The sequence below is a fragment of the Paenibacillus sp. J22FR83 genome, from assembly GCF_059691955.1.
Genome location: NZ_JCAUAM010000017.1, coordinates 18,020 through 43,205, shown reverse-complemented (window position 1 = coordinate 43,205; position 25,186 = coordinate 18,020). Strand labels below are relative to the sequence as shown.

Here is a 25,186-nt window from a genome sequence, read left to right as displayed (position 1 = left end):
GGAGCGATAGCCTATATGTTTCGATCACTCATAATTGGGTTGGGTCAAATTGGGCTCTTGTATGATATGGATGAAAAGAGGCACAAACCTTCAAGTCATACAAATGCATATATGATGAGCGAGAAATTCAACGTAGTAGCAGCCTCTGATCCATTTACAGAAAGAGAATCAATTCTACATCAATATACTCCCAAAACGAAATTCTATAATGATACTATAGCTATGTTGAGAAACCATGAAGTTGATGTTATCAGTATTTGCACACCACCTGCAAGTCATTTCCAATTAATAAACGAAATTATTTCAACAACTAATACAAGGGTAATATTTTGTGAGAAGCCTGTAGTGCATAGCATGATCGAGGCGCGCTTGTTATCAGATTTAATAGAAGCCTCTGGGAGAATATTAATTCCAAATCTATCACGCCGATGGAATAAAGGAATGCAAAGAGTTTACGAACTAATTCAGAATAGAGTATTTGGTTCACTAGTTAAAATAAACTTAAGATATACACGAGGTATTAAGAATACTGGTTCACATATGTTTGATTTAGCGAGTTGGTTTGCAGGTAGGATTCAAAGCGTGCTTGTTGTAGATCAAGTCCAAACAACAGCTGACTCAGAAGGAGAAGCTTCTTATTCGTTTCAATTTAAAACCGAACAGGGTATAAGTGGCTTTGCAGAAGCTTTTAACGATGAATTCTATTATATGTTTGAAATTGATTTGTATTTGGAAAATGGGAAAATTGAAATCTCTGAAAGTGGGAATAAGATTCGTTATTACCAGAAAGAAATACATCCTCTTTTTTCTGGGTTTAGCAGTTTAAGCTTAGAAAAATTTGAAGATCATTTATTAGAAGATTCCACTCTTTTGAATGCGGTATGCCATATAGAAAAGGTTTTAAACAATGAAGAGTCACCCTTGTGCACGATAAAGGAAGGTTTGGCCCCCATATTCATTGCAAACGCATTAGAGAGTTCTAATGAATCAAAAGTATGGGAAAGTATAGACTATAGTTCATGACTGAGGGGTGATTTCCGTGAAGCCAAAGCCTTTTTTAAATGGAGAACGTATTTATTTACGACCTTTGGAAGAGAATGATGCCTACTCCAATTATACGAATTGGTTTAATGATGAAGAAGTCTGTAGGTATAACAATCATTATAGGTATCCCTATTTATACGAAGATGCACTTAAATATATAGACTATTCAAGGCAAGCAAAAGACGGGCTAATTTTAGCTATTGTAGAGAAAGAAAAAGACAATCACATCGGAAATATTAGTTTGCAAGATATCAATTATATTTCCAGATGTGCAGATTTCGCAATTGTGTTAGGTGAAAAACAAAAATGGAACAATGGGTATGCTAAAGAAGCCGCAAAGATAATAATTAATCATGGGTTTACTGAGCTTAATCTAAATCGAATTAGTTGCGGCACTTTTCATACCAATACTGGAATGCAAAAATTAGCTGAATCTATAGGGTTTACAAAAGAAGGTATACGTCGTTCAGCAGTTTTTAAGAATAATGAGTACGTGGATATTTATGAATATGGCATTCTGAGAGAAGAATGGAGAATCAATAATTAAGTTCAGTTAGGTTAAATAATGAAAGTAAGGTGATAAAATGAATGAATTAGCACTACTTGGTGGAAGGCCAATAAGGGAAACTTCAATCCCGTGGGTAAATATTCTCGGTAATGAAGAGACCAATGCAGTATTAGAAGTCATGAAAACAGGCAACTTATCATCCTTTATTGGTAGGGCAGGGGAAGGATTTCTAGGCGGTGAGAAGGTAAAAAAGCTCGAGCAAGATTTTTGTGGGAAATTTAAATCCAAATATGCGATATCCGTAAACTCAGCGACTACAGCATTACATACAGCCATAGCCGCTTGTGAAATTGGTCCAGGCGATGAAGTTTTAGTAACTCCATTTACTATGGTAGCTACAGCAAGTGCAATATTAATGAATAATGCTGTACCGGTTTTTGTTGATATCGATGAAAATACTTATAATCTAAACCCAAATGAAATAGAAAAATGGATAACGCCTCGAACGAAAGCTATCATAGTTGCTAATATTTTTGGCCTGCCAGCAGATCTTATTCAAATCCGTAGCATTGCAGAAAAACACAATTTATTTGTTATTGAGGATAACGCACAGTCACCTGGTGCAACTATTAATGAAAGATATGCTGGAACGTTTGGCCATCTAAGTATATTTAGTCTTAACTACCACAAAATAATTCATAGTGGTGAAGGCGGAGTCATTTTGACTGAAGATCATGAATTAGCTAGAAGATGTCAATTAATCAGAAACCATGGGGAAATGGTTGTAAATGATGAAGGTGATTATGAAACTGTAGTTTTAGGCAACAATTATCGAATGTCAGAACTTCACGCGGCTATTGCCATTGAACAACTGAAAAGGCTTGATGGATTTTTAAAGGGTAGAAGAGAACTCGCATCAAAGGTAACTACGGGTTTGTTATCTTTTTCCGGACTCTCGGGTGTGAAAATTCCAAATGGTTTTGAGCATTCATATTATACGTATCCAATTCAATATCATCAAGATGAATGGGGGATTGAACGAGAAACTTTTGCAAAAGCTATGAATGCGGAAGGGTTTCCTTTAGGAACTGGATATCAAAAACCAATTTATTTGCTACCTATGTATCAACATAAAAAAGTATATAATCAATCAACCTTTCCATTTTCATTAATTGAGAATCCAGTTCAAGATTACGTAAAAGGCATTTGTCCAGTAACAGAGCTAATGTATAATAGAAATCTAATTTTAGCAGATGTATGCAGATTACCGTTTACTTTAAATGATATCGCTGACTTTCTACATGCAATTGAGAAGGTGTGGACGAACAGAGGTAACCTATATAGTTATGAAAAAAATGATATTTCTAGTTCATGATCCTGGCGGATATGATGCCCTTTTTCCTTTAGTTTGTAAATGTAAAGAAGAGGGACTATCATTTGAGTTTTTTTGTATAGGACCATCAGCTAGTTTATCTCCAGAATATGCTTCTACAGCTGAAGATGCACTTCTTTTTATCAGTAAATCAGCAAGCAATAGTGAAGTTCGCTGTTTAATTACTGGTACAAGTTGGGGAAGTGAGATTGAGCTAAAAGCATTATCTATATTTAAAAACTCGAGGAAGCCTACATTTTCAATTTTGGACTATTGGGCTAATTATTCTAATCGGTTTAAATTATCCGGTGGAGGATATATATATCCAGATTATTATATAATTATGGACCATCTCGCTCTGCAGGAAGCGTTGTTAGAAGGAGTACCCGAACATATTTTACATGTTCTTGGGCATCCAGGTTTAGACAGCTGGGTTCAGTTAAGTCAATCTAAAAAATATGCCAGTGACAAGAATAATAATATCTTGTTCTTATCCCAACCTCTTTTTGATTTGTATGGTAACTCCTTGGGCTTCAACGAGCGGGACGTGCTTGAAGATATATGTGAATTAATTAGAAACAAGCCAAATTATTCTCTTTCAATAAAGTTCCATCCAAAGGAAAGTGTATTCGTTAAAAATAAATACAATAGATTCTCAATTGATGGTTCCCTTCAAGTGCTATTACCCCAATTCGAAACTGTAATTGGAATGAATACTATGGGACTTCTTCAAGCGGTGTTATTAGGTACTACAGCAATTAGTTACCAGCCTAATATCTGCGTGCCTGATGATTGTATAACGAACAAACTAGGACTTACCCGAAAATTAACTTCCTTTGATGAACTTATGAGTTACTTGCCTCAGGAAAGAAACCGGTTATCTTTACTTAAAGAAAATTATATTTGGTTAGATGGAAATTCTACAAATAGAATTTTCGATTTTATAAAAGGAGTTCTTTAATTGTGAGAATAAGTGCAATTGTTGCATCTAGAATGACATCAACTAGATTACCTGGGAAAATCCTTATGGATTTATGTGGAGAACCAGCTCTAGTTCGCCTTATAGAACGGTTAAAACGTTCTAAATATTTACATCAGATTGTTATTGCAACGACAATAAATAGCCAAGATGATGTTGTTGTAGATACTGCATTAAATAATGGAGTCCTCTTTTATAGAGGAAGTGAAGAAGATGTCCTACTCAGACATGTTGAGGCAGCAGCGTCTACGGATACTGATCTTATTGTTCATATTACTAGTGATTGCCCATTACTTGATACAGAAACAATTGATCGTGTGATCGAAAGGAAATTAGAGCGCCCATATTTAGACTTTGTAGCAAATGACATATTTCAAACCTATCCACTTGGTTATAGTGTAGAGGTTTTTAATACTGCAACATTGAGGGAAGTTGAGAAATTAACTCAAGATCCATCTGATCGGGAACATGTATCATTATTTATGTATGAAAGACCAATACAATATCATTTATCAAATGTAGAAGCGCCTTCTTTTTTAAGACATCCAGAGTATAGATTAACTTTAGATACTCCAGAAGATTACAAACTTATTAGTCATTTGTATGAAGCACTATACCCAGTAAAACAGGATTTTAACCTTTATGACATTGTAAAATATCTTGAAAATAATAAAGAATTTCTTTTATTAAATAGTACAATTCAGCAAAAAAAAGCAAGACCCTAGATGGAGGATTTTTTATATGTCCGGATTTTTTGAAGGAAAGAAAATATTAATTATTGGCGGGACAGGTACTATCGGTCAAAGTATACTAGAGGATGTAATAAAAGAAAATCCTTTAGTAGTGAGAGTTTTTAGTCGAGATGAGCATAAACAATTTGAATTGCATCAGAAAATGAAGAATCACACAAATATCCGATATTTAATTGGTGATATAAGGGATTTGAGTCGAGTTGAAAGAGCTATGGAAGATATAGATTATGTCTTTCATGTTGCAGCTATGAAGCATGTTCCTTCATGTGAGTACAATCCATATGAGGCAGTACAAACAAATATCATTGGAACACAAAATGTCATTCAAGCATCTTTTCGGAATGAAGTTAAAAAAACAATTTTTACGAGTACAGATAAGGCTATAGCGCCTGCCAATACTTACGGTGCTAGTAAACTAATGGCAGAGCGATTAATTGCTTCCGCGCAATATAATAGCGGATGGAAAAAAACGATATTTGCGGCAGTTCGCTTTGGCAATGTAATGTTTTCAAGAGGTTCAGTAATACCTTTATTTAACTCTCAAATAGAGAAAGAAAAGAAAATTACGGTTACTGATCTTCAAATGTCCCGCTTCATGATGACAAAAAAACAGGCTACTTCGTTAACAATTAAAGCAATGAAACAAGCACAAGGTGGAGAAATTTTTGTGCTTAAAATGCCAGTAATCAACATTAAGGACCTAGCTGAAAGTATAATTGAACAAAAAGCCGCAACATTGAATATATCACCATCAGAAATTGGGATTGATATTATAGGTTTAAGGCCTGGAGAAAAAATGTTTGAAGAACTAATGACAATTGATGAATCCAAATATGCATTAGAATTGCCAGATATGTATGTCATTCAAAACTCATTTCTTGATAGTCGAAATGAATATCCCAATGCAACTCCTGCAAAACATCAAAGTTACAAGTCATCTGATGTTCCTTCAGTGAGTAAGGAAGAAGTTGCATTTATGCTATCTGGAAGTAATGAAGATTCTTTTTTGAAGGCGGAGGAACAGAAACCATGAAATGTGCAATTATGCAACCGACATACTTGCCGTGGATAGGATATTTCAATCTTATTTCTTCAGTAGATTTATTTGTATTCCTTGATGATGTTCAATTTTCTAAGAGATCATGGCAACAACGAAACAGAATTATTTTGAATGGCACTGAGAAATATCTTACTATTCCTGTGCAAACTAAAGGTAAGCGTGAACAAACAATTCAAGAAGTTTCATTAGACACCAAACAAGACTGGAAAAAAGACCATCTGAATACGTTAAATCACGCTTATAAAAAACATGAATATGGACCAGATATGGTAAACTTAATCTACCATGCCTTAAATATGCCTCATTCTTCTCTTTCAGAAACAAATATAGAAATAATATCATCTATTTCTAATAAATTAGGAATTCCTACGAAACTGATAAAGAGCAGTAACATTCCGGTAACTGGAAAAAAATCAGAGTATTTATTTAATATTTGCAGATATGTTGGGGCTGATATTTACTTAAGTGCTCTAGGCTCTAAAGAATATATAGAAGAAGAAAAAATATTTGAATCAAGTAATTTATTAGTTGAATATCATTCTTTTCAAGTGAAAGAATATCCGCAAAAAAACACATCATCATTCGTGCCATATATATCAATTGTTGATTTAATTGCCAATGTTGGATTTGATAATTCAAAATTCTATTACTAAATTCGTTTAAGGGTGGAAGTAGATGGCCTCAATTGTTTTTTTAGTAATGGTCGGAAAGGAAATAGGGATAGGTCATTACAAACGTTCTTGTGTTTTGGAAAATAACTTTCGTAAAACAAACAATGATACGTCGCTATATATCTTAGACCTTGAAAGAGAAATACAATCTCAAGTAATAGAGGGAGAAGTGTTCTTTGATTACAATGAACTAATTAATCATTTACTAATAAATCGGCCTGATGTTCTTATTGTAGACATGCCAATTAGATATTATAATTATCAATTTTCTAGAAAGATCCGTGAAAATCTAATAAAAGTTGTTCTAATTGATGATGATAAAGAATGTAAAGATGAAAATATATATGATTTAATGTTTGCATGTAGTATGCGATTTTACAATATACCTTCCAACGATAAAATTTATTATGGTCCAAAATATATGATTATTAATCCCGCTTTTTCTGAATATAAAAATTTATATAGACCCATATCCAATAAAATCCAAAAAATTTTACTATCATTTGGTGGATCAGATCCAAATAATATTACCACGCAAGTTTTGAGTTATCTAAATAACTCCCAATTGTCCGCAGAAAGTCTAAGCATTAATGTTATTTTAGGTCAGTTTTCAAAAGATATATCTACTACATTTACATATAATAATGAAAATCATAATATTTCTTTTTTTAAAAATATTGTTGATATGCCAAAAAAACTTTGGGATACAGATATTGCAATTATATCCGGAGGCATGACCTTATACGAAGCTTGCAGCATCGGATCTCCGATTATTACCATAAATCAAACTATCGAACAGAATTCAGAAGCAGAGATATTTGGTGAACTAAAAGCGATTTACAATCTGGGAATGTACAATCAAATTACAAGTTCTAGATTCTTCTCAGCAATTGAACTATTAGCAAATAAAGAAAGAAGAATAAATTTATCTGATACTGCAAAGTATCAAATAGATGTCGAGGGAACAGTGCGAATTATAAATAGAGTAGCAGAATTCTTTTAAAATTGCGTATGAAAGAAGGACTTTGCGTGTATATCCAACAGCATGCCAAAAAATGGGAAACTTTGCATAATGATTCTTCATCAAGATTAAAATTTCCTAATGAATCTGTTATAAGATTTATAAAAGGTAACTTCAAGGATCCTTCCAATCAACACATTTTAGATTTAGGTTGTGGTGGTGGAAGGCACACACTCTTTTTGGCTGAGGAAGGTTATCAAACTACTGCAATTGATTTCTCTGAATCCGCAATTAGAACTTTACAAGAAACTCTCAACAAAAAATCACTAAATGCTACTTTGTTTAATAAATCTATCACTACGTTACCATTTGATAATGGATCTTTCGATGGAATTGTTTCCTATGCAGTTATTTATTATTTTATGCAAACAGATATTAAATTGATTATTAATGAAATGTATCGTACGCTCAAACTCGGAGGTAAAGCTTTTATAGTTGTTAGGACAAAAAAAGATAAGAGGTTTGGGCAAGGTCAAATAGTTGAAAAAGATACCTATATTATGCAAACAGATTTTACGAATGAAAAAGATTTACTAATTCATTTTTTTGACATCGATGAAATTAATGAATTGTTTAGTGCTTTCAAAAAAATAGAGGTTGGCATTATTGAAGAAAGTTTAGATTCAATTACAAGTTTAAATTCTGATTATTTAATTACTGTTACAAAATAGTATCGGATGAAAATGTGGTGAGATATAATGCGTGTTAATGAGGTTGAGAAATGGGATCGCATGCACAGTGACGATAATAGTAGATTACTTTATCCTAGTGAAGCGGTAATAAAATTTTTAATATCGAACTTCCCTTCCCCTTTTGGAAACACGGTATTAGACCTAGGTTGTGGTTCTGGCAGGCATCTAATTTATATGGAAAAGCAGGGGTTTAAAGTTGCAGGAATTGACTATTCAAAGCCAAGTATCGATTACATTAAGCAATATTTTCTTAGAAATTCTTTAAAAGGGGATTTTATTCACGGTTCGGTCTTGTCGTTACCTTTTGAAAATGAATTATTTGATGGAATTATATCTTACGGTGTTTTGCTATATTTAAACAAAATAGAAATTGAAAAAGCTATTTCAGAAATTTATAGAGTGTTAAAAAGAGGCGGTAAGGCCTTTATAGTTGTTCGAAATACAATGGATTTGAGATATGGAATGGGCAAGAAGATTGAAGAAAGTACCTTCATAATAGATAACGATTCAACTAACGAAAAAGGACTCACTATGCATTTCTATACTGTGAACGAGATAGAATATTTATTTTCACAATTTGATGATGTGAAATTAGGAATTATGAATCATTCTCATCTAAGTACAGAAAAATATAATTCAGATTTTTTGATAACAATAACAAAATAATTAGAGGGGTGGTTTTCAATATGAAATTTTCTGTAGCGGATCAGATCATTGGTTCCACAAATAAGCCTTTCATAATTGCAGAGATGTCTGGAAATCATAATCAATCGTTGGACAGAGCGCTACAAATTGTTGAAGAAGCAGCGCGCTCAGGAGTAAATGCATTAAAACTTCAAACCTATACAGCGGATACAATGACATTAGATATTACAACAGATGAGTTTTTTATTTCTGACCATGATAGCTTATGGAAAGGAAGTTCTTTACACAATCTTTATCAGGAAGCTTATACACCATGGGAGTGGCATAAGCCTATCTTTGATCGTTGCAAAGAGCTAGGGATTATTGGCTTTAGTACACCTTTTGATGAAACGGCTGTTGAATTTTTAGAGACTTTAAATGTACCACTTTATAAAATAGCATCCTTCGAAAATACAGATATTCCGCTAATTCGGAAGGTCGCTTCTACAGGAAAACCAATGATTATTTCAACTGGGATGGCTACAGTAGCTGAATTAGATGAAACTGTGCGTGAGGCAAGAGCCGCTGGATGCGAACAGATTGTTTTGTTGAAATGTACAAGTACATACCCTGCTGCTCCGGATAACACGAATATATTAACGATCCCGCATCTTCAAAACTTATTTAATTGCCAGGTTGGTTTATCTGATCATACAATGGGTATTGGTGTATCTGTGGCTAGTGTTGCTCTTGGGGCAACTGTTATTGAAAAGCACTTTACACTTCTTAGAGCAGACGGAGGAGTAGATTCAGCTTTTTCAATGGAGCCTGAGGAAATGAGGCAGCTTGTAATTGAAACAGAGAGAGCGTGGCAATCACTTGGACAAATTACATATGGCCCGACAGAAAAAGAGAAAGCATCGTTGAAATTCAGACGTTCTTTATATGTAGCAAAAGATATGGAAGAAGGAGAGATATTCTCCGCTGCAAACCTGAGAGCGATTAGGCCAGGACTTGGTTTACCACCTAAATACCTAGATCTTTTACTTGGAAAGAGGGTAACAAAAGCAGTTAAAAAAGGAACTCCAGTCAATTGGGAGCTACTTAAATAAGCTATGTACTAGGATGATGAGGTGCGCATAATGAACATATTACTAACTGGCGGAGCAGGCTTTATCGGCCGATGGGTCGCAATGAGATTATTGAACAATGGTCATCACATATGGTTATTAGATGATCTTTCTAATGGCAGTGAAGAAAATATTTCTGAATTTCGAGATCATGCAGGGTTGCAGAAATTTATTAAAGGCGACTTAAAAGACGAAGAACTATTAAAAGAAATTTTCGAATCAGACAAATTTGATATCTGTTACCATCTTGGAGCATCGATTAATGTTCAAGACTCTATCGATGATCCTCGAACAACGTTTAACAACGATACTGTTGGCACTTTTTATATAATGGAGCAATGTCGCAAATACAATGTTAAAGTTGTATTTATGAGTACGTGCATGGTTTATGATCGTTGTGTTGACGAGACAGGTATAACTGAGTTACATCCAACTAAGCCAGCATCACCCTATGCTGGTGCTAAAATCGCCGCTGAAAATATGGTGTTATCCTACTATTATGCGTACAATCTACCAGTTGTAGTAATTCGACCTTTCAATACGTACGGTCCTTTTCAAAAAACGGGAGGAGAAGGTGGAGTTGTAGCAATTTTCATCAGGAATATGCTCTCTGGTAAAGATTTGAATATATATGGGGAAGGAACACAAACACGAGATCTTCTATACGTTGAGGACTGTGCGCGGTTTGTTGTCGAAGCTGGATATTCGGATAAGGTGAATGGGCATATTGTAAACGCGGGATTAGGTAGAGATATTTCTGTAAATGATCTTGCCGAGCTCGTCGTGGGGGATCCATCCCGAATTAAACATGTACCTCATATTCACCCACAGAGTGAGATTCAAAAATTACTATGTGACAATTCCAAAGCCAAAGAATTACTTGGATGGTCTCCTCAAGTTTCACTAGAGGAAGGAATTCAGCTAACTGAAGAATGGATTAAAACTAGCTACCTTATGCAATAAGGTAGTCTTTTAATAATATGGAGGTTGTGGATTATGCACCAATTAGCAATTAATGGGGGACAGCCTGTCAGAAAGTCTTTATTGCCTTATGGTCAGCAATGGATTGACGGGAACGATATTTCTGCAGTTATGAATGTGCTTGAAAGCAATTTTATTACTCAAGGACCAGCTATAGAACAATTTGAACAAGCGATAGCAACTTATGTTGGAGCTAAATTTGCCGTTGCTTTTTGTAACGGAACAGCAGCTCTTCATGGGGCTTGCTTCGCAGCTGGGATTGGATTAGGCGATGAAGTGATTACTACTCCAATCACATTTCTTGCTAGTAGCAACTCTGTTCTTTACCAGGGTGGAATACCTATATTCGCTGATATCGATGAAAAAACATACAATCTAGATCCGGCAAAGCTCGAAGAAAAGATCACATCAAATACAAAAGCAATCATTGCAGTAGACTTTTCGGGACAACCAGTTGACATTCATGCTATTAATGAGATTGCACGGAAAAATAACCTTATCGTTATTCAAGATGCGGCTCATTCGCTAGGGGCTGAATACAAAGGAAAAAAAGTAGGCGCTCTAGCAGATATGACAATGTTTAGTTTTCACCCTGTAAAGCATATCACCTCTGGTGAGGGCGGGATTGTAACGACAGATTCCAAAGTGTACTATGAAAAACTTCTTTTGTTTAGAAGCCATGGAATGACTAAAGATACTGAAGTTATGTGGAAAAATGATGGGCCTTGGTATTATGAGATGCATGAATTGGGATACAATTATCGGTTAACTGATCTCCAAGCTGCACTTGGAACTTCCCAAATGAACAAACTTCCTCAATTTCTCCAAAGAAGGCGGTCTATTTCTAAGTTATACAACCAAGCATTTAATAATTTGGAGGGCGTCATTCTACCTTTTCAACTCGAAGAGACGAACTCAAGCTGGCATTTGTATATATTAAAATTTAATTTAAGCCAATTTAATGTAGAGCGAAAAGATATATTTGAGGCTCTTAGAGCAGAAAACATAGGTGTTCATGTACACTATATTCCTGTCTATACCCAGCCATACTATCAGAAACACGGTTATCGTGCTGGGCTTTGTCCAGTAGCAGAGGCATATTACGAAAGTGCAATCACCATCCCCTTATTTCCGAAAATGTCAGATCAAGATATTACGGATGTAATTGCTGCAGTCAAAAAAGTACATAAGGCGTATTTTAGAAAAAGATAGTATCTAGTTTTTATAAAATTAACTATCACAACTATACAATCTCCATCCGATATATAAGATATATGTATATCTTCGGCTGGAGGTTGTTTCTATGAGTATTAATAACCCTGTAAGTGGTTTTGGAAGTCCAGGAGATACAAGACCTTCTCCTGAACCAGTAAAAGTTCATAAAGTGGATGAGATCGGAACTAGTAATGCAGCAGCAATCATTGCATCTAATTTTACGAATACATCGGATCTCAAACAAGCGGAATTACAAGGCGAGAATGTCACTATTAGTGATGCGCAGGTCGTTAAGGCAATTGAGCACGCGATCAAAGCCATGCAAGGAAGAACAACTTCGCTTGAATTCTCAATTCATCAAAAAACGAAGTTAATTTCAGTCAAAGTGTTAGATAAAGATACAGGTGAAACAATTCGTGAAATTCCACCAGAGAAGAGTTTGGATTTTGTAGCTAAACTTTGGAAAATGGCGGGCATTCTTGTCGATGAGAAGAGATAAAGTTAGTATTCCAAGATGAAAGGTAGGATAATATGGTTCTACGATTGAGTGGATTTTCAAATTCAGGAATTGATATCGATGAAACAGTCAAGAAGCTGATGACTGCGGCTAAAATACCACAAGATAAGCTTAAACAACAAAAGCAATTACTTGAATGGCAACGGGACGATTATCGTGCGATTAATACAAAAATTTTGAGCTTCCGAAGTGCTGCCTCTGACATGACTCGACAAGGTATTTTTCAATCCAAGAAGTCCGCTTCAGCTGATGAGAGCATATTTTCTGTGACTTCTAGTGCAACAGCACCTGAAGGAATATATTCTCTTAAAGTGAATAAGATCGCAACTTCAGCGTCCGTAACTTCGGATAAAATCGGTGTATCTTCCGATACTGCTATCTTGAGCAGTATCGATGATAAATTCACTGTACCCACTACATTGACCATTGGTGGAGAGAAAGGCACTGCGACAATTATTGTTAAGCCAACAGATACAATAGCTAACTTGGTTGCAAGTGTAAATGGTAAGACTAGCACTACTGGTGTTACCATGAGCTATGATTCAACAATAGATAAGTTTTTCTTTGCGTCATCTTCCACAGGTAGTAAGGCTGCTATTGATCTGAAAATCGGACGGGAGTCAACAGAAACAGTTCAACACAATTTATTATCTACAGTATTTAAATTGATACCTGTTGATGCTGATGGGGATCCCAATACAGTTGGCATGGTTTCTCCAATAGATGAAACTGGTGGAATAAGGATTTCTGGAACTAGAGATTTTACTTCCAAGAGTACAGAATTAATTAATAAAGATTTAACAGGTACAGAAAAATTCAATATAAAAGTTAACGATAAAACTGTAGATTTTGATATTACAAAAAATACCACAATTGGTCAGTTGATTGATCAAATCAACAGCTCAGAAATCGGCAAATCTGGTGTTTCAGCCTATTTAGATAGTAATAACCATCTTGCCTTTACTAACCTTAAACCAAACGTAGATTCATCGAAAAAGTTAATTTTCAGTAATGGTACTAGTTATGACTCAGTTGATGCGCTAGGACTCACCGGGGTTGATACAAATCCAACAGTTAAAGATAATTACTCATCTTTTAAAATAACTGGGCAAAAAGCTCAAATCGAGTTCAATGGAGCTTCAGCTGAGTACGATACGAACACCTTTGCTATCAGCGGGATGAATATTACCATCAAAAAAACATCAGCAACCGGGGTTAATATTACAAACACACGTGATGTAGATACAGTTTTCAACTCCATCAAATCATTTGTAGATAAATATAACGAGCTTATTGACACTGTTAATACGAAGATTTCCGAAAAGAAATATAAAGACTTCACGCCTCTTACAGACGATCAACGAGAAGCCATGAAAGAAGATCAGATTACCATTTGGGAATCTAAAGCAAAAAGTGGTATGCTCCGCAGTGATTCATTACTTACAAGCGGATTAAGTAATTTTAGACAAGCCTTCTCAAGTACTGTGGACGGCCTTCCTGTAGGAAATGCAAAAACCCTTTCTCAAATCGGGATATCAACGGCCAATATTAGTGGTACGAGTATTTCCGGTAGCTATTTAGAGAATGGTAAAATATATATTGATGAAGACAAGTTAAAAAAAGCTATTGCTGAGAAGCCGGACGAAGTGATGGCTTTGTTTACCGCAAATGACGGGGTCAAAGATTCGAATAAAGGTGACGGGTTGGCTAGACGCCTTTCTGACCAGGCTGATGCCCTATTCAAGAATATCTCGGCTAAGGCGGGTATTACGAATAGTGTTGACACTAGTTATCTTATGGGTAAAACATTAAAAGATATGAACAAACGCATCGACAATTTCACAGACAAGCTTGAAGCGCTTGAAACTCGCTACTACAATCAATTCACAGCTATGGAAAAATATATGAATCAAATGACGGCACAAAGTGCACAACTAACACAGCAAATGGGCTAGTAAGAGTCCTACTTTAAACTAGGGGGAAATATCCATGATTCAAGCCCAACGTAATAAATACTTGGAGAACACTGTTCAAACTGCAAGCCCAGCGCAATTGTTAATCATGCTTTGTGATGGGGCTATTCGTTTTTGCCGTGCGGGTATTGAGGCTTTGAAAAATACCAACTACCAAGACGCTAACACCAACCTAGTCAAGGTACAGGACATTATTAGCGAATTCTCCATCACGATTGATCGTAATGCTTCAATTGCCGTTGAGTTGTTGCGACTATATGAGTACTTTAATCATCGTTTGATTGAGGCTAATATGAAAAAATCGGTGGAGCCGGCTGAAGAAGTGTTAGGCTTCCTGATTCAGTTGAAAGAAACTTGGATGCAAGCTGCCATACAAGTTAAAAGCGGCGCAGCAAGTACTGCACCTGCTGGAGCTTCCCATGGATGAGTTGGTTTCTGAACTAGAACAACGAACACAGCAAGCACTAGCCGAGCTTACTACGATGGATATCGAACAGCTCTCCAGTTATATGGAGCAGCGAGGGGTGCTGATGCAAGCGTTAATTAACGCTACAGAAGGAGCTTCTCCCCACGATAAGGAGAAGTTCAAGGATCGTATTCAAGCGATCGTGAGTCTTGATCCGATCTTCCTTCAAAAGCTCACCAAATTCCGCGATCAGGCTAGATCCCAGTTGACTAAGATTGATAACGGGAAGACGCAAAAGAATGCGTATGACAACCAATATGATGGAGATAGTTACTTCTTCGACAAGAAGAAGTAGATTATCCACACCAACCTTTTGCCGCGGCAAAAGGTTTTTTCTTTTATCCCCTGTTTTCCTCGCGTGCCTACAGATTTCCGTGGATAAGCAATCTAATCTAGCCCCAGCATGTGAACAAATGACTTGTTAAAGTACGAGTTATCCATAGTTCTCTCAATTTTTCCTGTGGATAATGTGCATAAACCTGTGAGTAACTTTGTTAATAACATGTAAAGAAGCCCGCTGTGACAGGATTCTACATATTCTGCAGTTATCCACGAGATGTAAATACGTGAATTTTCTAAATATTCAATTTTATTAAAAGTTATAAATTGACAGGTCAAGCAGATAGATGGTATAGTCAAAAAGAAAGGGCTTACATTTTAATTTGGACTCTTTTTATATTTTTTAAGACGAAAGGATTGTGTACGATATGCAAGGTAAAGTGAAATGGTTTAACGCAGAAAAAGGTTATGGGTTCATCGAGCGTGAAGATGGTGGGGATGTATTCGTGCATTTCTCAGCGATTCAATCCGAAGGATTCAAAACGCTAGACGAAGGTCAAGCTGTTGAGTTTGACATCGTAGAAGGCGCACGCGGACCTCAAGCTGCCAACGTAAGCAGATTATAATTTTTTGGCACATATTGTGCCATCGCATACAACGATCAACAAGATCACCCTGGGGAAATATACTCTGGGGTGTTTTTTATATTTTGCCTAGAAGCTTAGCTCGGAATTTAAAGGAATTATGAAGTTGGAGTGGAATGTAGTATAATGTTAAGTAGGAAGGGAGATGTTTAACTATGGAAATTAGCATTCGCGGAGAACACCTTGAAGTTACTGAAGCCCTCGGAGACTATGTTGACAAGAAGTTGAATAGACTAGAGAGGTATTTTGAAGCTCCCCTTACATCTGATGTACAAGTAAAGCTAAGCGTGGTTAAAGGACTTCAAAGCATTGAAGTAAGCATCCTCCTAACAGGCGGTGTGTTACTTAGAGCAGAAGAACGCAATACGGACATGTACGCATCCATTGATCTGGTTGTGGACAAACTAGAGCGTCAAATTCGTAAACATAAGACTAAGACGAACCGTAAAATTCGCCAAGATGGTGGCAAACGTGATTTATTCAAGTCAGAAGTCGCGGCAGCTTCCTATGTGGAAGAAGAAGAGGACTTCGAACTCGTGCGTAACAAACGCTTCACTTTGAAGCCGATGGACGTAGAAGAAGCGATTCTCCAAATGAATATGGTGGGTCATAACTTCTTTGTCTTCTCGAACATGGAGACTGACACAGTCAATGTGGTTTACAAACGGGACGATGGCAAGTACGGTTTAATTGAACCGGCGATGTAATTCATAAACAATTGCCTAATACATGTAATTAAGATTCCTATAAAAATGATCAAATGAGCTTAATTCGATATTATCGGATTAAGCTCTTTCCTTTAGTTCATGAAGTCATAGAAACGGCTATGCATGTTAGCGGCGCCTGCATTTCATACTAAGAATAGGGAAAGCATGGTTTTTAAGTCCTATTTCTATAGGTTTTAGAAGGAAGCGATTGCTCGTTTGTTGCGACGAGACTGTCATAAGTGGTACAATTTAAGGATACGAACGTAAGGGAAAGGGGTTCACCGATGCTAGGACTAGTGAAGAAAATTTTTGGTGATTCCAATGATCGGGAAATTAAACGGATGCTTAAGGCCGTTGACTACATCAACGAGCTTGAAGCCAGCATTAAACCGCTGTCCGATGAAGAGTTAAAAGGAAAAACAGTTGAGTTCAGAGAACGTCTTGAGAAAGGCGAAGAACTTGATGATTTATTGCCTGAGGCTTTTGCTGTAGTCAGAGAAGGCGCATGGCGTGTACTAGGAAAACGTCATTATGACGTTCAACTTATCGGGGGTATGGTGCTGCATGAAGGCCGTATCGCAGAGATGAGAACAGGGGAAGGGAAAACGCTAGTTGGAACACTTCCTGTTTATTTGAATGCTTTGCTTGGTAAAGGCGTGCACGTCGTTACCGTCAATGACTATTTGGCCCAGCGGGATAGCGGCGAAATGGGTCAAATTTACGAGTTCCTCGGCTTAACCGTAGGGGTTAACTTGCATGACTTGTCTCATGAAGAGAAGCAAGCTGCTTATGCTTGTGATATTACGTATGGAACGAATAACGAATACGGGTTTGACTACCTGCGTGACAACATGGTGCTGTACAAAGAGCAGATGGTTCAACGTCCGCTGTACTATGCGGTAATCGATGAGGTAGATTCCATTCTAGTCGATGAAGCGAGAACGCCATTGATTATTTCTGGACAAGCTGCGAAGTCGACGGATATGTATTTTACGGCTGACCGTTTCGTTTCGACGTTGAAAGAAGAAGAAGACTACACGATCGATATCAAAGTGCGTGCTGTCGCGTTAACGGAAGATGGCGTGGCGAAGGCTGAGCGAGCTTTCGGTATTGAGAACTTATTTGATCATCAAAACGTAAACATCAACCACCATATCACACAAGCGCTTAAAGCTCGTTTCATTATGAAACGTGACGTGGATTACGTTGTTCAAGAAGAAGAAGTTATGATTGTTGATGAATTTACGGGCCGTATTATGACAGGCCGTCGTTATAGTGATGGGTTGCACCAAGCCATTGAGGCGAAAGAGCAGCTGAAAGTTCAGAATGAGAGCATGACGCTCGCTACGATTACGTTCCAGAACTATTTCCGTATGTACCGCAAGCTAGCGGGAATGACGGGGACGGCGAAGACGGAAGAGGAAGAGTTGAAGAAAATCTACGGCCTTGAAGTTATTATCGTGCCGACGAACCGTCCAATGATCCGTAAGGATTTGCCGGACGTGGTGTATAAGTCAGAGAACGGTAAATTCAGAGCCGTCGTAGAGCAAATCCTAGAGCGTCATAAGCTGAATCAGCCAGTGCTTGTCGGTACGGTATCGATTGAGAACTCAGAGCGACTTTCCGATATGCTGAAGAAGAAGGGCGTTCCACATAAAGTATTGAATGCGAAGTATCATGCGGAAGAAGCAGAAATCGTTTCGCGTGCAGGTCAACCAGGTTCCGTTACAATTGCAACGAACATGGCAGGCCGTGGTACGGACATTATGCTTGGCCAAGGCGTACATGATGCTGGTGGCTTGCATATCATAGGTACAGAACGTCATGAGAGCAGACGGATTGATAATCAGCTGCGCGGACGTGCAGGACGTCAGGGTGACCCAGGTTCTTCGCAGTTCTACCTCTCCTTAGAGGACGAATTGATGAAACGTTTTGGCGCTGAAAATATTATGGCGATGATGGACCGTCTTGGGATGGAAGAAGATCAGCCGATTGAGAGCAAATTGATCTCTCGTGCTGTAGAATCTGCCCAAAAACGTGTTGAGGGCAACAACTTCGACGTGCGTAAAGTCGTCCTACAGTATGACGATGTTATGAATCAACAACGTGAGATTATATATAAGCAACGCCGCGAGCTGCTGGAGTCCGAGAATATCCGTGAAGTTATTGAGGGTATGATCAGTTCCGTGATCGAGCGTATCGTGAAAGCACACTGTCCTGAGGAGCAAATCCCAGAAGAGTGGGAACTGCAAGAAGTTGCGAACTTTGTGAACAACAACTTGCTGCATGACGATGCACAAATTACCGATCAAACCATTTGGGGCAAAGAACAAGATGAGATCATCGAACTGATCAAAGATCTTGTGAGCAAACGGTACGATGAGCGTGAAACCGAAATTGGCGCAGAGTTCATGCGTGAGTTCGAGAAAGTCGTAGCGCTTCGTGCGGTAGACAGCAAATGGATGGATCACATCGATGCGATGGATCAACTGCGCCAAGGTATTCACTTACGTGCATACGGCGGTACAGATCCACTTCGTGAGTACCAATTTGAAGGCTTCGAGATGTTCCAAGAAATGATTGATAACATTCGTGAAGAAGTCGCGATGTACATCATGAAAGCACACGTACAGAGCAATCTGGAGCGCCAAGCGGTAGCAGAGGGTCAAGCTGTTGACACGAAGAATGAAGCTGGCGGCAAAAAACCGCTAGTACGCGACGAAGAACAGCGTATTGGACGCAACGACCCATGCCCATGCGGCAGCGGCAAGAAGTTCAAGCAGTGCCACGGGCAAGGCATGTAAGTAACGCAACAACCTAGCCCCGGTACATGCAAGCAGAATAAACGAGGTGTACAACATGCTAGAACCAGAAGTGAAACAAGACTTAAGAGAAACAGCAAAGCGACTAACCGAATTACGGGGGTCTCTTTGACTTAGATCATAAGCTAGAAGCGATTGGCGATTTCGAGGAAAAAATGGGAGCGCCTGACTTCTGGGACGATAATGAACGTGCCCAGAAGACGATCGCTGAACTCAACGTGATTAAGAGTGTTGTCGAGGAGTTCCAAGGCTTCACGAACGCGTTCGAGGATATTCAGGTCATGGTCGAACTCGAAGAAGAAGAGAGCGATGCGGGTCTCGTCAAAGACATCGAAGTCGGCATCGCGGCACTCGTCAAGAAGCTCGAAACCTTCGAGCTTGGCTTGCTGCTTAATCAGCCGTACGACCGGCTGAATGCGATTCTAGAGCTGCATCCAGGCGCCGGCGGCACCGAGTCGCAGGACTGGGCAGAGATGCTGCTGCGGATGTACCGCCGCTGGGCGGAGAAGCGGGGCTACAAAGTCGAGGTACTCGACTATTTGCCCGGCGACGAAGCCGGCGTGAAGAGTGTCACGCTGCAGATCACAGGCTTCAACGCCTACGGCTATTTGAAGGCCGAGAAGGGCGTGCATCGACTCGTCCGCATCTCGCCGTTCGACGCCTCTGGCCGTCGTCACACCTCGTTCGCATCGTGTGACGTGATGCCAGAGATCGAAGACGACACCGACGTGGGCGAGATCCGCTCCGAGGATCTCAAGATCGATACGTACCGCGCGAGCGGCGCCGGCGGTCAGCACATCAACACCACGGATTCGGCTGTGCGGATTACGCACATTCCGACTGGTGTCGTGGTGAGCTGTCAGCAAGAGCGCTCGCAGATTAAGAACCGCGAGAAAGCGATGAAAATGCTTCGTTCCAAGCTCTATGAGCGGAAGATCGAAGAGCAATTAAAGCACCTAGCCGAGATCCGCGGCGAGCAGTCGGACATTGCGTGGGGCAGCCAGATTCGCTCCTACGTTTTCCATCCGTACAGCATGGTGAAGGATCACAGAACCTCTGCGGAGACTGGGAACGTTGGAGCTGTGATGGACGGCGATCTCGATACTTTCATTGACGCCTATTTGCGTCACCAAATCCGGAAGCCGGAGTAAGGCCTGCACAACGGCTCAAGCCAAACAAGTCCAAACTGATTTGCTGGGCTGTGCATGGTTCATGTCATAAACGTTGATCCTACACCTAATGGGTGTAGGATTTTTGATGTGTAAAGGAGGGCCGCTAGTGGCCAGAAGAGAACCACGCATACAGATCGGAAGTCCGAGTCATACTGCATTCGAATACATACTACTCATTAGCGGATCACTGATCATGGCAGCAAGCTTTAACAGCTTCCTGAACCCGAACCAAATCGCAACAGGCGGGGTATCGGGGATTTCCACCATTTTGCAGAAAGTGACCCAGATCAATCCGGCGTACACACAGTGGGCACTCAATATTCCAATTTTACTGTTAGCGTTGTGGCTGTTAGGGAAGAAATTCGGCATTAAAGCCATTGTGGGATCGGTTATTTTTCCATTCTGCGTACTGATCACTAGTCATTTAGGCGTACCTACACATAATCCACTGCTTGCTGCTGTGTATGGAGGCATTGGGGTGGGATTGGGGCTAGGCATTGTTTTTAAAGGGCGCGGCTCCACAGGTGGGCTTGGGCTGGCAGCACAACTATTACATAAATACTCTGGCTTAAGCTTAGGCTTCTCGGTTGCGATATTCGATGGACTTGTCATCATTAGCTCCGCTCTGGTGTTTACGCCAGAGAATGCCCTGTATGGGATGATCGGTTTATTCGTTACCACCAAAACAATTGATATCGTGCAGCTCGGCTTCAACTATGCCAAAGTGGCCTTTATTATTTCGGATCATACGGATGCTATTCGGAAGGCGATTTTGTATGATTTGGATCGCGGGTTAACCGAACTTAGCGGCTCAGGCGGATTTACGGGGGAATCACGGACCGTTATGATGGTCGTCGTCAAACAGAATGAAGTCAGTCGGTTAAAAACACTTGTGCAATCCGTGGATCCACAGGCTTTTGTCATTTTAAGCGAAACGAATGAAGTGCTCGGAGAAGGGTTTAAGCGCCATGCGTAGAGAGGGACCGTCAGGAGAAAAAATGCCTGATGGTTTTTTTGTGGATAACTTGTTGGCAAGATGTGCGTAATACCCCAACTTATACACAGCGCCTGTGTACAAATGTGTATAACTTAGCTCCAACTAACATAATTTGCCTTCCGGCTATTGTCTTTGGGATAATGGATAGGGTGATACGGTGGGGTATCGGAAGAAGCTTGGGAGACACGCGCAAGTAATTTTATGCACAACTTGCGAAAATTGATGCATAATGTGCATATAGGTCGATAAAGTCAGACTATTCAGTTAACTAGAATTAATTCGATTTTATCGGATGAAAGCCTTGAAATACCTTGCTGAAGCGCATTTTTGGTCAAAGCCGGAGCGCAAAAAAATTCATTGAATTATTATGTATACGAATGTATAATAATACATATATTTTCGGAACATCGGGAGGTCATGGGAATGAGTCAGAACATTAGAGCGGCTATTATTGGAGCAACAGGGTATGGTGGTGCGGAATTGATTCGTCTTTTGCAGGCGCATCCACTTGTACAAATTACGTCCGTTATTTCTACATCGAATGCAGGCGCACCGCTTGCGGAGCACTTTCCACATTTACAGGAAATAGTCGTGGATATCCTCGATGTCCTTGACGTCGATTTGATCGCTGGTAAAGCAGACATTGTGTTTCTAGCTACACCAGCAGGTGTGAGCGCAGGGTTGTCGCCTAAGTTGATCGAAGCGGGCCTGAAGGTGATTGATATTTCGGGGGATTTGAGGCTGAAGTCCGCTAGCGACTATGAAAAATGGTACAAAAAGCCGGCCGCTTCTGAAGAAGCTTTGGCACGTTCGATTTACGGTCTATCCGAAGTGTTCGGAGACGAAGTAAAAGGCAGTGATCTGATCGCGAATCCAGGCTGTTACCCAACAGCGACACTATTAGGACTTATTCCTGCAGTTGAAGCAGGGTGGATTGATCCATCCACAATTATTATCGATGCCAAATCGGGTGTATCCGGTGCGGGCCGTGGTCTGAGCCTAGGCGCACACTACTCCGAAGTGAATGAGAATTTATCGGCTTACAAAATAAATAAGCACCAACACATCCCAGAAATTGAGCAAGCGCTGAGCCGCATTGCAGGGAAACCGGTTGTGACAACGTTCACGACGCACCTTGTGCCAATGACACGTGGAATTATGGCGACGATGTATGCCACGCTAACAGGTGAACATACAGCTGAAGAGTTTATCGAGAAGTATCGTCATTACTATGAAGGCCGCAAGTTCGTACGGATTCGTCCCCTTGGCAAATATCCTTCAACGAAGGAAGTTATGGGTTCGAACTACTGTGACATCGGCTTCGCGGTGGATGAGCGTACAGGGCGTGTAACCATCGTGTCGGTTATCGACAATGTTGTGAAGGGCGCTGCCGGTCAAGCGATTCAGAATTTAAATATTATGCAAGGCTGGGACGAAACGACAGGGTTGTTGTTCGCACCGGTATATCCATAACAAGAAGATGAGGATAGGTGAATAGACGACTATGTCGGACCAAGTTAGCTTCACGATTGTGCCTGAGGGCACTGTAACAACACCGAAGGGCTTCCGCGCAGGCGGATTGCACTGCGGACTCAAGAAGACGGAGCGCTATGATCTTGGCGCGATCCTCTGTGATGTACCTGCCTCAGCGGCAGGCGTGTACACGCTGAACGCGTTCCAAGCGGCACCGCTGCGCGTGACGCAAGAGAGCATCGCCCACAGCGGCAAGCTGCAAGCGATGATCGTGAACAGCGGCAACGCGAACGCGTGTACCGGGCAGCAAGGCGAAGACGATGCTTACGCGATGCGCGCGGCAAGTGCGAAGGCACTAGGCGTAGCTGAGCACCACGTCGGTGTAACGAGCACTGGCGTTATCGGCGAGTTATTGCCGATGGGCAAAGTGCTGAGCGGCATCGAGCAGCTGCCGGCGAAGATCAAGCTGGACGGCGGCGAAGACTTCTGCCAAGCGATCCTGACGACGGATCTCGTGCAGAAGATGACGTGCGTTCGTGTTACCGTAGGCGGCAAAGAAGTTCACATTGCCGGAGCGGCTAAAGGTTCGGGGATGATTCACCCGAACATGGCGACGATGCTCGGTTTCATGACAACCGACGTCGCAATTGAGAGCGAACACCTGCAGCTGTTGCTTAGCAGGATTACAGATAATACGTTCAACATGATTACTGTTGACGGAGACACAAGCACCAACGACATGGTCGTGGTGATGGCAAGCGGGCTTGCCGGCGGCGACTCCCTGCATCCGGGGCACCCGGATTGGGAAGCTTTCGCGGCAGGATTCCAATACGTTGGCGAATACCTCGCCAAAGCGATTGCACGTGACGGCGAAGGCGCGACGAAGCTGATCGAGACGACAGTCATCGGCGCGGAGAGCGACGATGCGGCTCGTAGGATCGTGAAGTCGATCATCGGATCGAGCTTAGTGAAGTCCGCTGTTTACGGCGCTGACGCGAACTGGGGCCGGATCATTGCAGCTGTCGGTTACTCCGGGCAGCCGGTGAACGTGAACACAGTCGATATTCGCCTCGGCGATATCGCGGTTTTGGAGCAGTCGCGTCCGGTGAAGTTCGACGAGGAAGCCGCATTGGCTTATTTGAAAACAGACACGATTCAAATTCATGTGAATTTACATATGGGCGAAGGCAAAGCAACGGGCTGGGGCTGCGATTTGACCTATGATTATGTGCGCATTAATGCGGCATATCGGACGTAAGGGGGAACTGCAGTGAATAACAATTGCTTTGTGATGAAATGCGGAGGCAGCACGCTTGCGGCGCTGCCTGCTAGTTTTTTTGAGGATATGCGTCACCTTCAAGAAGAGGGCATTGTTACGGTCATCGTGCATGGCGGCGGGCCTGCGATTTCGGACACACTTGGGAAGCTGGGCATTGAGTCTGGCTTCGTGAACGGCTTGCGGGTTACGAACGAAGCCGTGCTGGACGTGGTGGAAATGGTGCTATCCGGCCAGATCAACAAAGAAATCGTACGCCGTATTCAGTTGACGGGTGCGAAAGCGCTTGGTTTGTCCGGTGTGGATGGACATTTGATCGAAGCGAAGGCTGTGGCGAATAGCCACGAAGTTGGTCTTGTAGGCGATGTGACTAGGGTGAATGCTGAGCTGATTCAGGGCATCGTAGGCATGGGCTACATCCCAGTTATCGCGCCGGTTGGTTTAGGGGCAGATGGCGGACAACGGTATAACATCAACGCCGATACGGCGGCTGGTGCAGTGGCTTCTCATCTTGGTGTGGAGCAGATGGTTGTCGTAACTGATGTTCCTGGCATCATGAAGGTTGTAGATGGCGAGAAGCAAGTGCTTCCTGTCGTCAGCGTAGCGCAGATTGAAGAGATGATTACAAGTGGCGACATCTATGGCGGCATGATTCCCAAGGTTCGTGCGGCGATTGCTTGTATACAAGGGCAAGTGCAAGAAGTGGTTATCGTGAACGGTTCGGAGCCGAACGTGTTAAGTAAAGTATTGAAAGGCGAAGGCATCGGCACACGCATTGTACGGTAATTTTAATAACCCCATAAGGAGGGAA

General features: G+C 40.6%; 25 protein-coding genes. All 25 read left to right on the top strand.

Translation table 11 applies throughout. The annotated features are described in order from the left end of the window. The first annotated feature begins 15 nt into the window (after window positions 1-15). The 25 genes from AC58PV_RS26985 (at window position 16) to argB (ending at window position 25,161) form a co-directional block, all read left to right on the top strand. Complete coding sequence (locus AC58PV_RS26985) at window positions 16-1,023, top strand: Gfo/Idh/MocA family protein (RefSeq protein WP_497435764.1); 1,008 nt, start codon at window positions 16-18, stop codon at window positions 1,021-1,023. A gap of 16 nt (window positions 1,024-1,039) precedes the next feature. Further along, entirely contained in the window at window positions 1,040-1,591 is a 552-nt protein-coding gene (locus AC58PV_RS26980; RefSeq protein ID WP_497435763.1) for a GNAT family N-acetyltransferase, read from the top strand. 37 nt (window positions 1,592-1,628) lie between these two features. Next, window positions 1,629-2,927 carry a DegT/DnrJ/EryC1/StrS family aminotransferase gene (locus AC58PV_RS26975; protein ID WP_497435762.1) on the top strand — a complete coding sequence of 433 codons (1,299 nt, stop codon included), beginning with the start codon at window positions 1,629-1,631 and terminating at the stop codon, window positions 2,925-2,927. Further along, window positions 2,899-3,885, top strand: coding sequence for a hypothetical protein (locus AC58PV_RS26970; RefSeq protein WP_497435760.1), 987 nt, complete (start codon window positions 2,899-2,901; stop codon window positions 3,883-3,885). The genes AC58PV_RS26975 and AC58PV_RS26970 overlap by 29 nt, the downstream gene beginning before the upstream one ends. A 2-nt stretch (window positions 3,886-3,887) precedes the next feature. Beyond that, window positions 3,888-4,628: a cytidylyltransferase domain-containing protein gene (locus tag AC58PV_RS26965; protein ID WP_497435759.1), complete on the top strand. Its 741-nt coding sequence runs from the start codon at window positions 3,888-3,890 to the stop codon at window positions 4,626-4,628. A 16-nt stretch (window positions 4,629-4,644) separates the two neighbouring features. Beyond that, a complete protein-coding gene (locus tag AC58PV_RS26960) occupies window positions 4,645-5,688 on the top strand; it encodes an SDR family NAD(P)-dependent oxidoreductase (protein ID WP_497435758.1) in 1,044 nt (347 codons plus the stop codon). After that, window positions 5,685-6,368 carry a WbqC family protein gene (locus AC58PV_RS26955; RefSeq protein WP_497435757.1) on the top strand — a complete coding sequence of 228 codons (684 nt, stop codon included), beginning with the start codon at window positions 5,685-5,687 and terminating at the stop codon, window positions 6,366-6,368. Before AC58PV_RS26960 ends, AC58PV_RS26955 begins: the two co-directional genes overlap by 4 nt. 22 nt (window positions 6,369-6,390) lie before the next feature. Next, on the top strand, window positions 6,391-7,389 hold the full coding sequence (locus AC58PV_RS26950; RefSeq protein ID WP_497435756.1) for a glycosyltransferase: 999 nt from the start codon (window positions 6,391-6,393) through the stop codon (window positions 7,387-7,389). A 26-nt stretch (window positions 7,390-7,415) separates the two neighbouring features. Beyond that, window positions 7,416-8,078, top strand: coding sequence for a class I SAM-dependent methyltransferase (locus AC58PV_RS26945; RefSeq protein ID WP_497435754.1), 663 nt, complete (start codon window positions 7,416-7,418; stop codon window positions 8,076-8,078). A gap of 27 nt (window positions 8,079-8,105) precedes the next feature. Continuing rightward, the gene (locus AC58PV_RS26940; RefSeq protein WP_497435753.1) at window positions 8,106-8,765 is read left to right on the top strand and encodes a class I SAM-dependent methyltransferase; all 660 of its coding nucleotides are present in this window, start codon (window positions 8,106-8,108) and stop codon (window positions 8,763-8,765) included. Between the two features lie 20 nt (window positions 8,766-8,785). Further along, window positions 8,786-9,835, top strand: a complete 1,050-nt coding sequence (gene pseI / locus AC58PV_RS26935; protein ID WP_497435751.1) for a pseudaminic acid synthase — start codon at window positions 8,786-8,788, stop codon at window positions 9,833-9,835. Window positions 9,836-9,865: 30 nt separating this feature from the next. Beyond that, window positions 9,866-10,816, top strand: a complete 951-nt coding sequence (locus tag AC58PV_RS26930) for an NAD-dependent epimerase/dehydratase family protein (RefSeq protein WP_497435749.1) — start codon at window positions 9,866-9,868, stop codon at window positions 10,814-10,816. Window positions 10,817-10,849: 33 nt separating this feature from the next. Then, window positions 10,850-12,046, top strand: coding sequence for a UDP-4-amino-4,6-dideoxy-N-acetyl-beta-L-altrosamine transaminase (gene pseC, locus AC58PV_RS26925; protein WP_497435748.1), 1,197 nt, complete (start codon window positions 10,850-10,852; stop codon window positions 12,044-12,046). 91 nt (window positions 12,047-12,137) lie between these two features. Then, window positions 12,138-12,548, top strand: a complete 411-nt coding sequence (locus AC58PV_RS26920) for a flagellar protein FlaG (RefSeq protein ID WP_497435747.1) — start codon at window positions 12,138-12,140, stop codon at window positions 12,546-12,548. Window positions 12,549-12,580: 32 nt separating this feature from the next. After that, a complete protein-coding gene (fliD, locus tag AC58PV_RS26915; RefSeq protein WP_497435745.1) occupies window positions 12,581-14,521 on the top strand; it encodes a flagellar filament capping protein FliD in 1,941 nt (646 codons plus the stop codon). 34 nt (window positions 14,522-14,555) lie between these two features. Continuing rightward, window positions 14,556-14,966, top strand: coding sequence for a flagellar export chaperone FliS (fliS, locus tag AC58PV_RS26910; protein WP_497435744.1), 411 nt, complete (start codon window positions 14,556-14,558; stop codon window positions 14,964-14,966). Then, window positions 14,959-15,300 carry a flagellar protein FliT gene (fliT, locus tag AC58PV_RS26905; protein ID WP_497435743.1) on the top strand — a complete coding sequence of 114 codons (342 nt, stop codon included), beginning with the start codon at window positions 14,959-14,961 and terminating at the stop codon, window positions 15,298-15,300. Before fliS ends, fliT begins: the two co-directional genes overlap by 8 nt. A 412-nt stretch (window positions 15,301-15,712) precedes the next feature. Next, window positions 15,713-15,910: a cold shock domain-containing protein gene (locus tag AC58PV_RS26900; protein WP_028556842.1), complete on the top strand. Its 198-nt coding sequence runs from the start codon at window positions 15,713-15,715 to the stop codon at window positions 15,908-15,910. Between the two features lie 173 nt (window positions 15,911-16,083). Next, on the top strand, window positions 16,084-16,635 hold the full coding sequence (hpf, locus tag AC58PV_RS26895) for a ribosome hibernation-promoting factor, HPF/YfiA family (RefSeq protein ID WP_497435741.1): 552 nt from the start codon (window positions 16,084-16,086) through the stop codon (window positions 16,633-16,635). Between the two features lie 284 nt (window positions 16,636-16,919). Then, window positions 16,920-19,439: a preprotein translocase subunit SecA gene (secA, locus tag AC58PV_RS26890; protein WP_497435740.1), complete on the top strand. Its 2,520-nt coding sequence runs from the start codon at window positions 16,920-16,922 to the stop codon at window positions 19,437-19,439. 55 nt (window positions 19,440-19,494) lie between these two features. Continuing rightward, window positions 19,495-20,608, top strand: a protein-coding gene (gene prfB, locus AC58PV_RS26885) for a peptide chain release factor 2 (protein WP_157265099.1) whose coding sequence is annotated in 2 segments (ribosomal slippage) — window positions 19,495-19,566 and window positions 19,568-20,608 — 1,113 coding nt in all. Because the reading frame shifts where the segments join, the coding sequence is not laid out codon by codon here. A 106-nt stretch (window positions 20,609-20,714) separates the two neighbouring features. Beyond that, window positions 20,715-21,605: a YitT family protein gene (locus AC58PV_RS26880; protein ID WP_497435738.1), complete on the top strand. Its 891-nt coding sequence runs from the start codon at window positions 20,715-20,717 to the stop codon at window positions 21,603-21,605. Window positions 21,606-22,049: 444 nt separating this feature from the next. Beyond that, on the top strand, window positions 22,050-23,099 hold the full coding sequence (gene argC, locus AC58PV_RS26875) for an N-acetyl-gamma-glutamyl-phosphate reductase (protein WP_497435737.1): 1,050 nt from the start codon (window positions 22,050-22,052) through the stop codon (window positions 23,097-23,099). Between the two features lie 31 nt (window positions 23,100-23,130). Further along, on the top strand, window positions 23,131-24,357 hold the full coding sequence (gene argJ / locus AC58PV_RS26870; RefSeq protein ID WP_497435735.1) for a bifunctional glutamate N-acetyltransferase/amino-acid acetyltransferase ArgJ: 1,227 nt from the start codon (window positions 23,131-23,133) through the stop codon (window positions 24,355-24,357). A gap of 33 nt (window positions 24,358-24,390) precedes the next feature. Then, window positions 24,391-25,161, top strand: a complete 771-nt coding sequence (argB, locus tag AC58PV_RS26865; RefSeq protein WP_497435884.1) for an acetylglutamate kinase — start codon at window positions 24,391-24,393, stop codon at window positions 25,159-25,161. Window positions 25,162-25,186 lie beyond the last annotated feature (25 nt).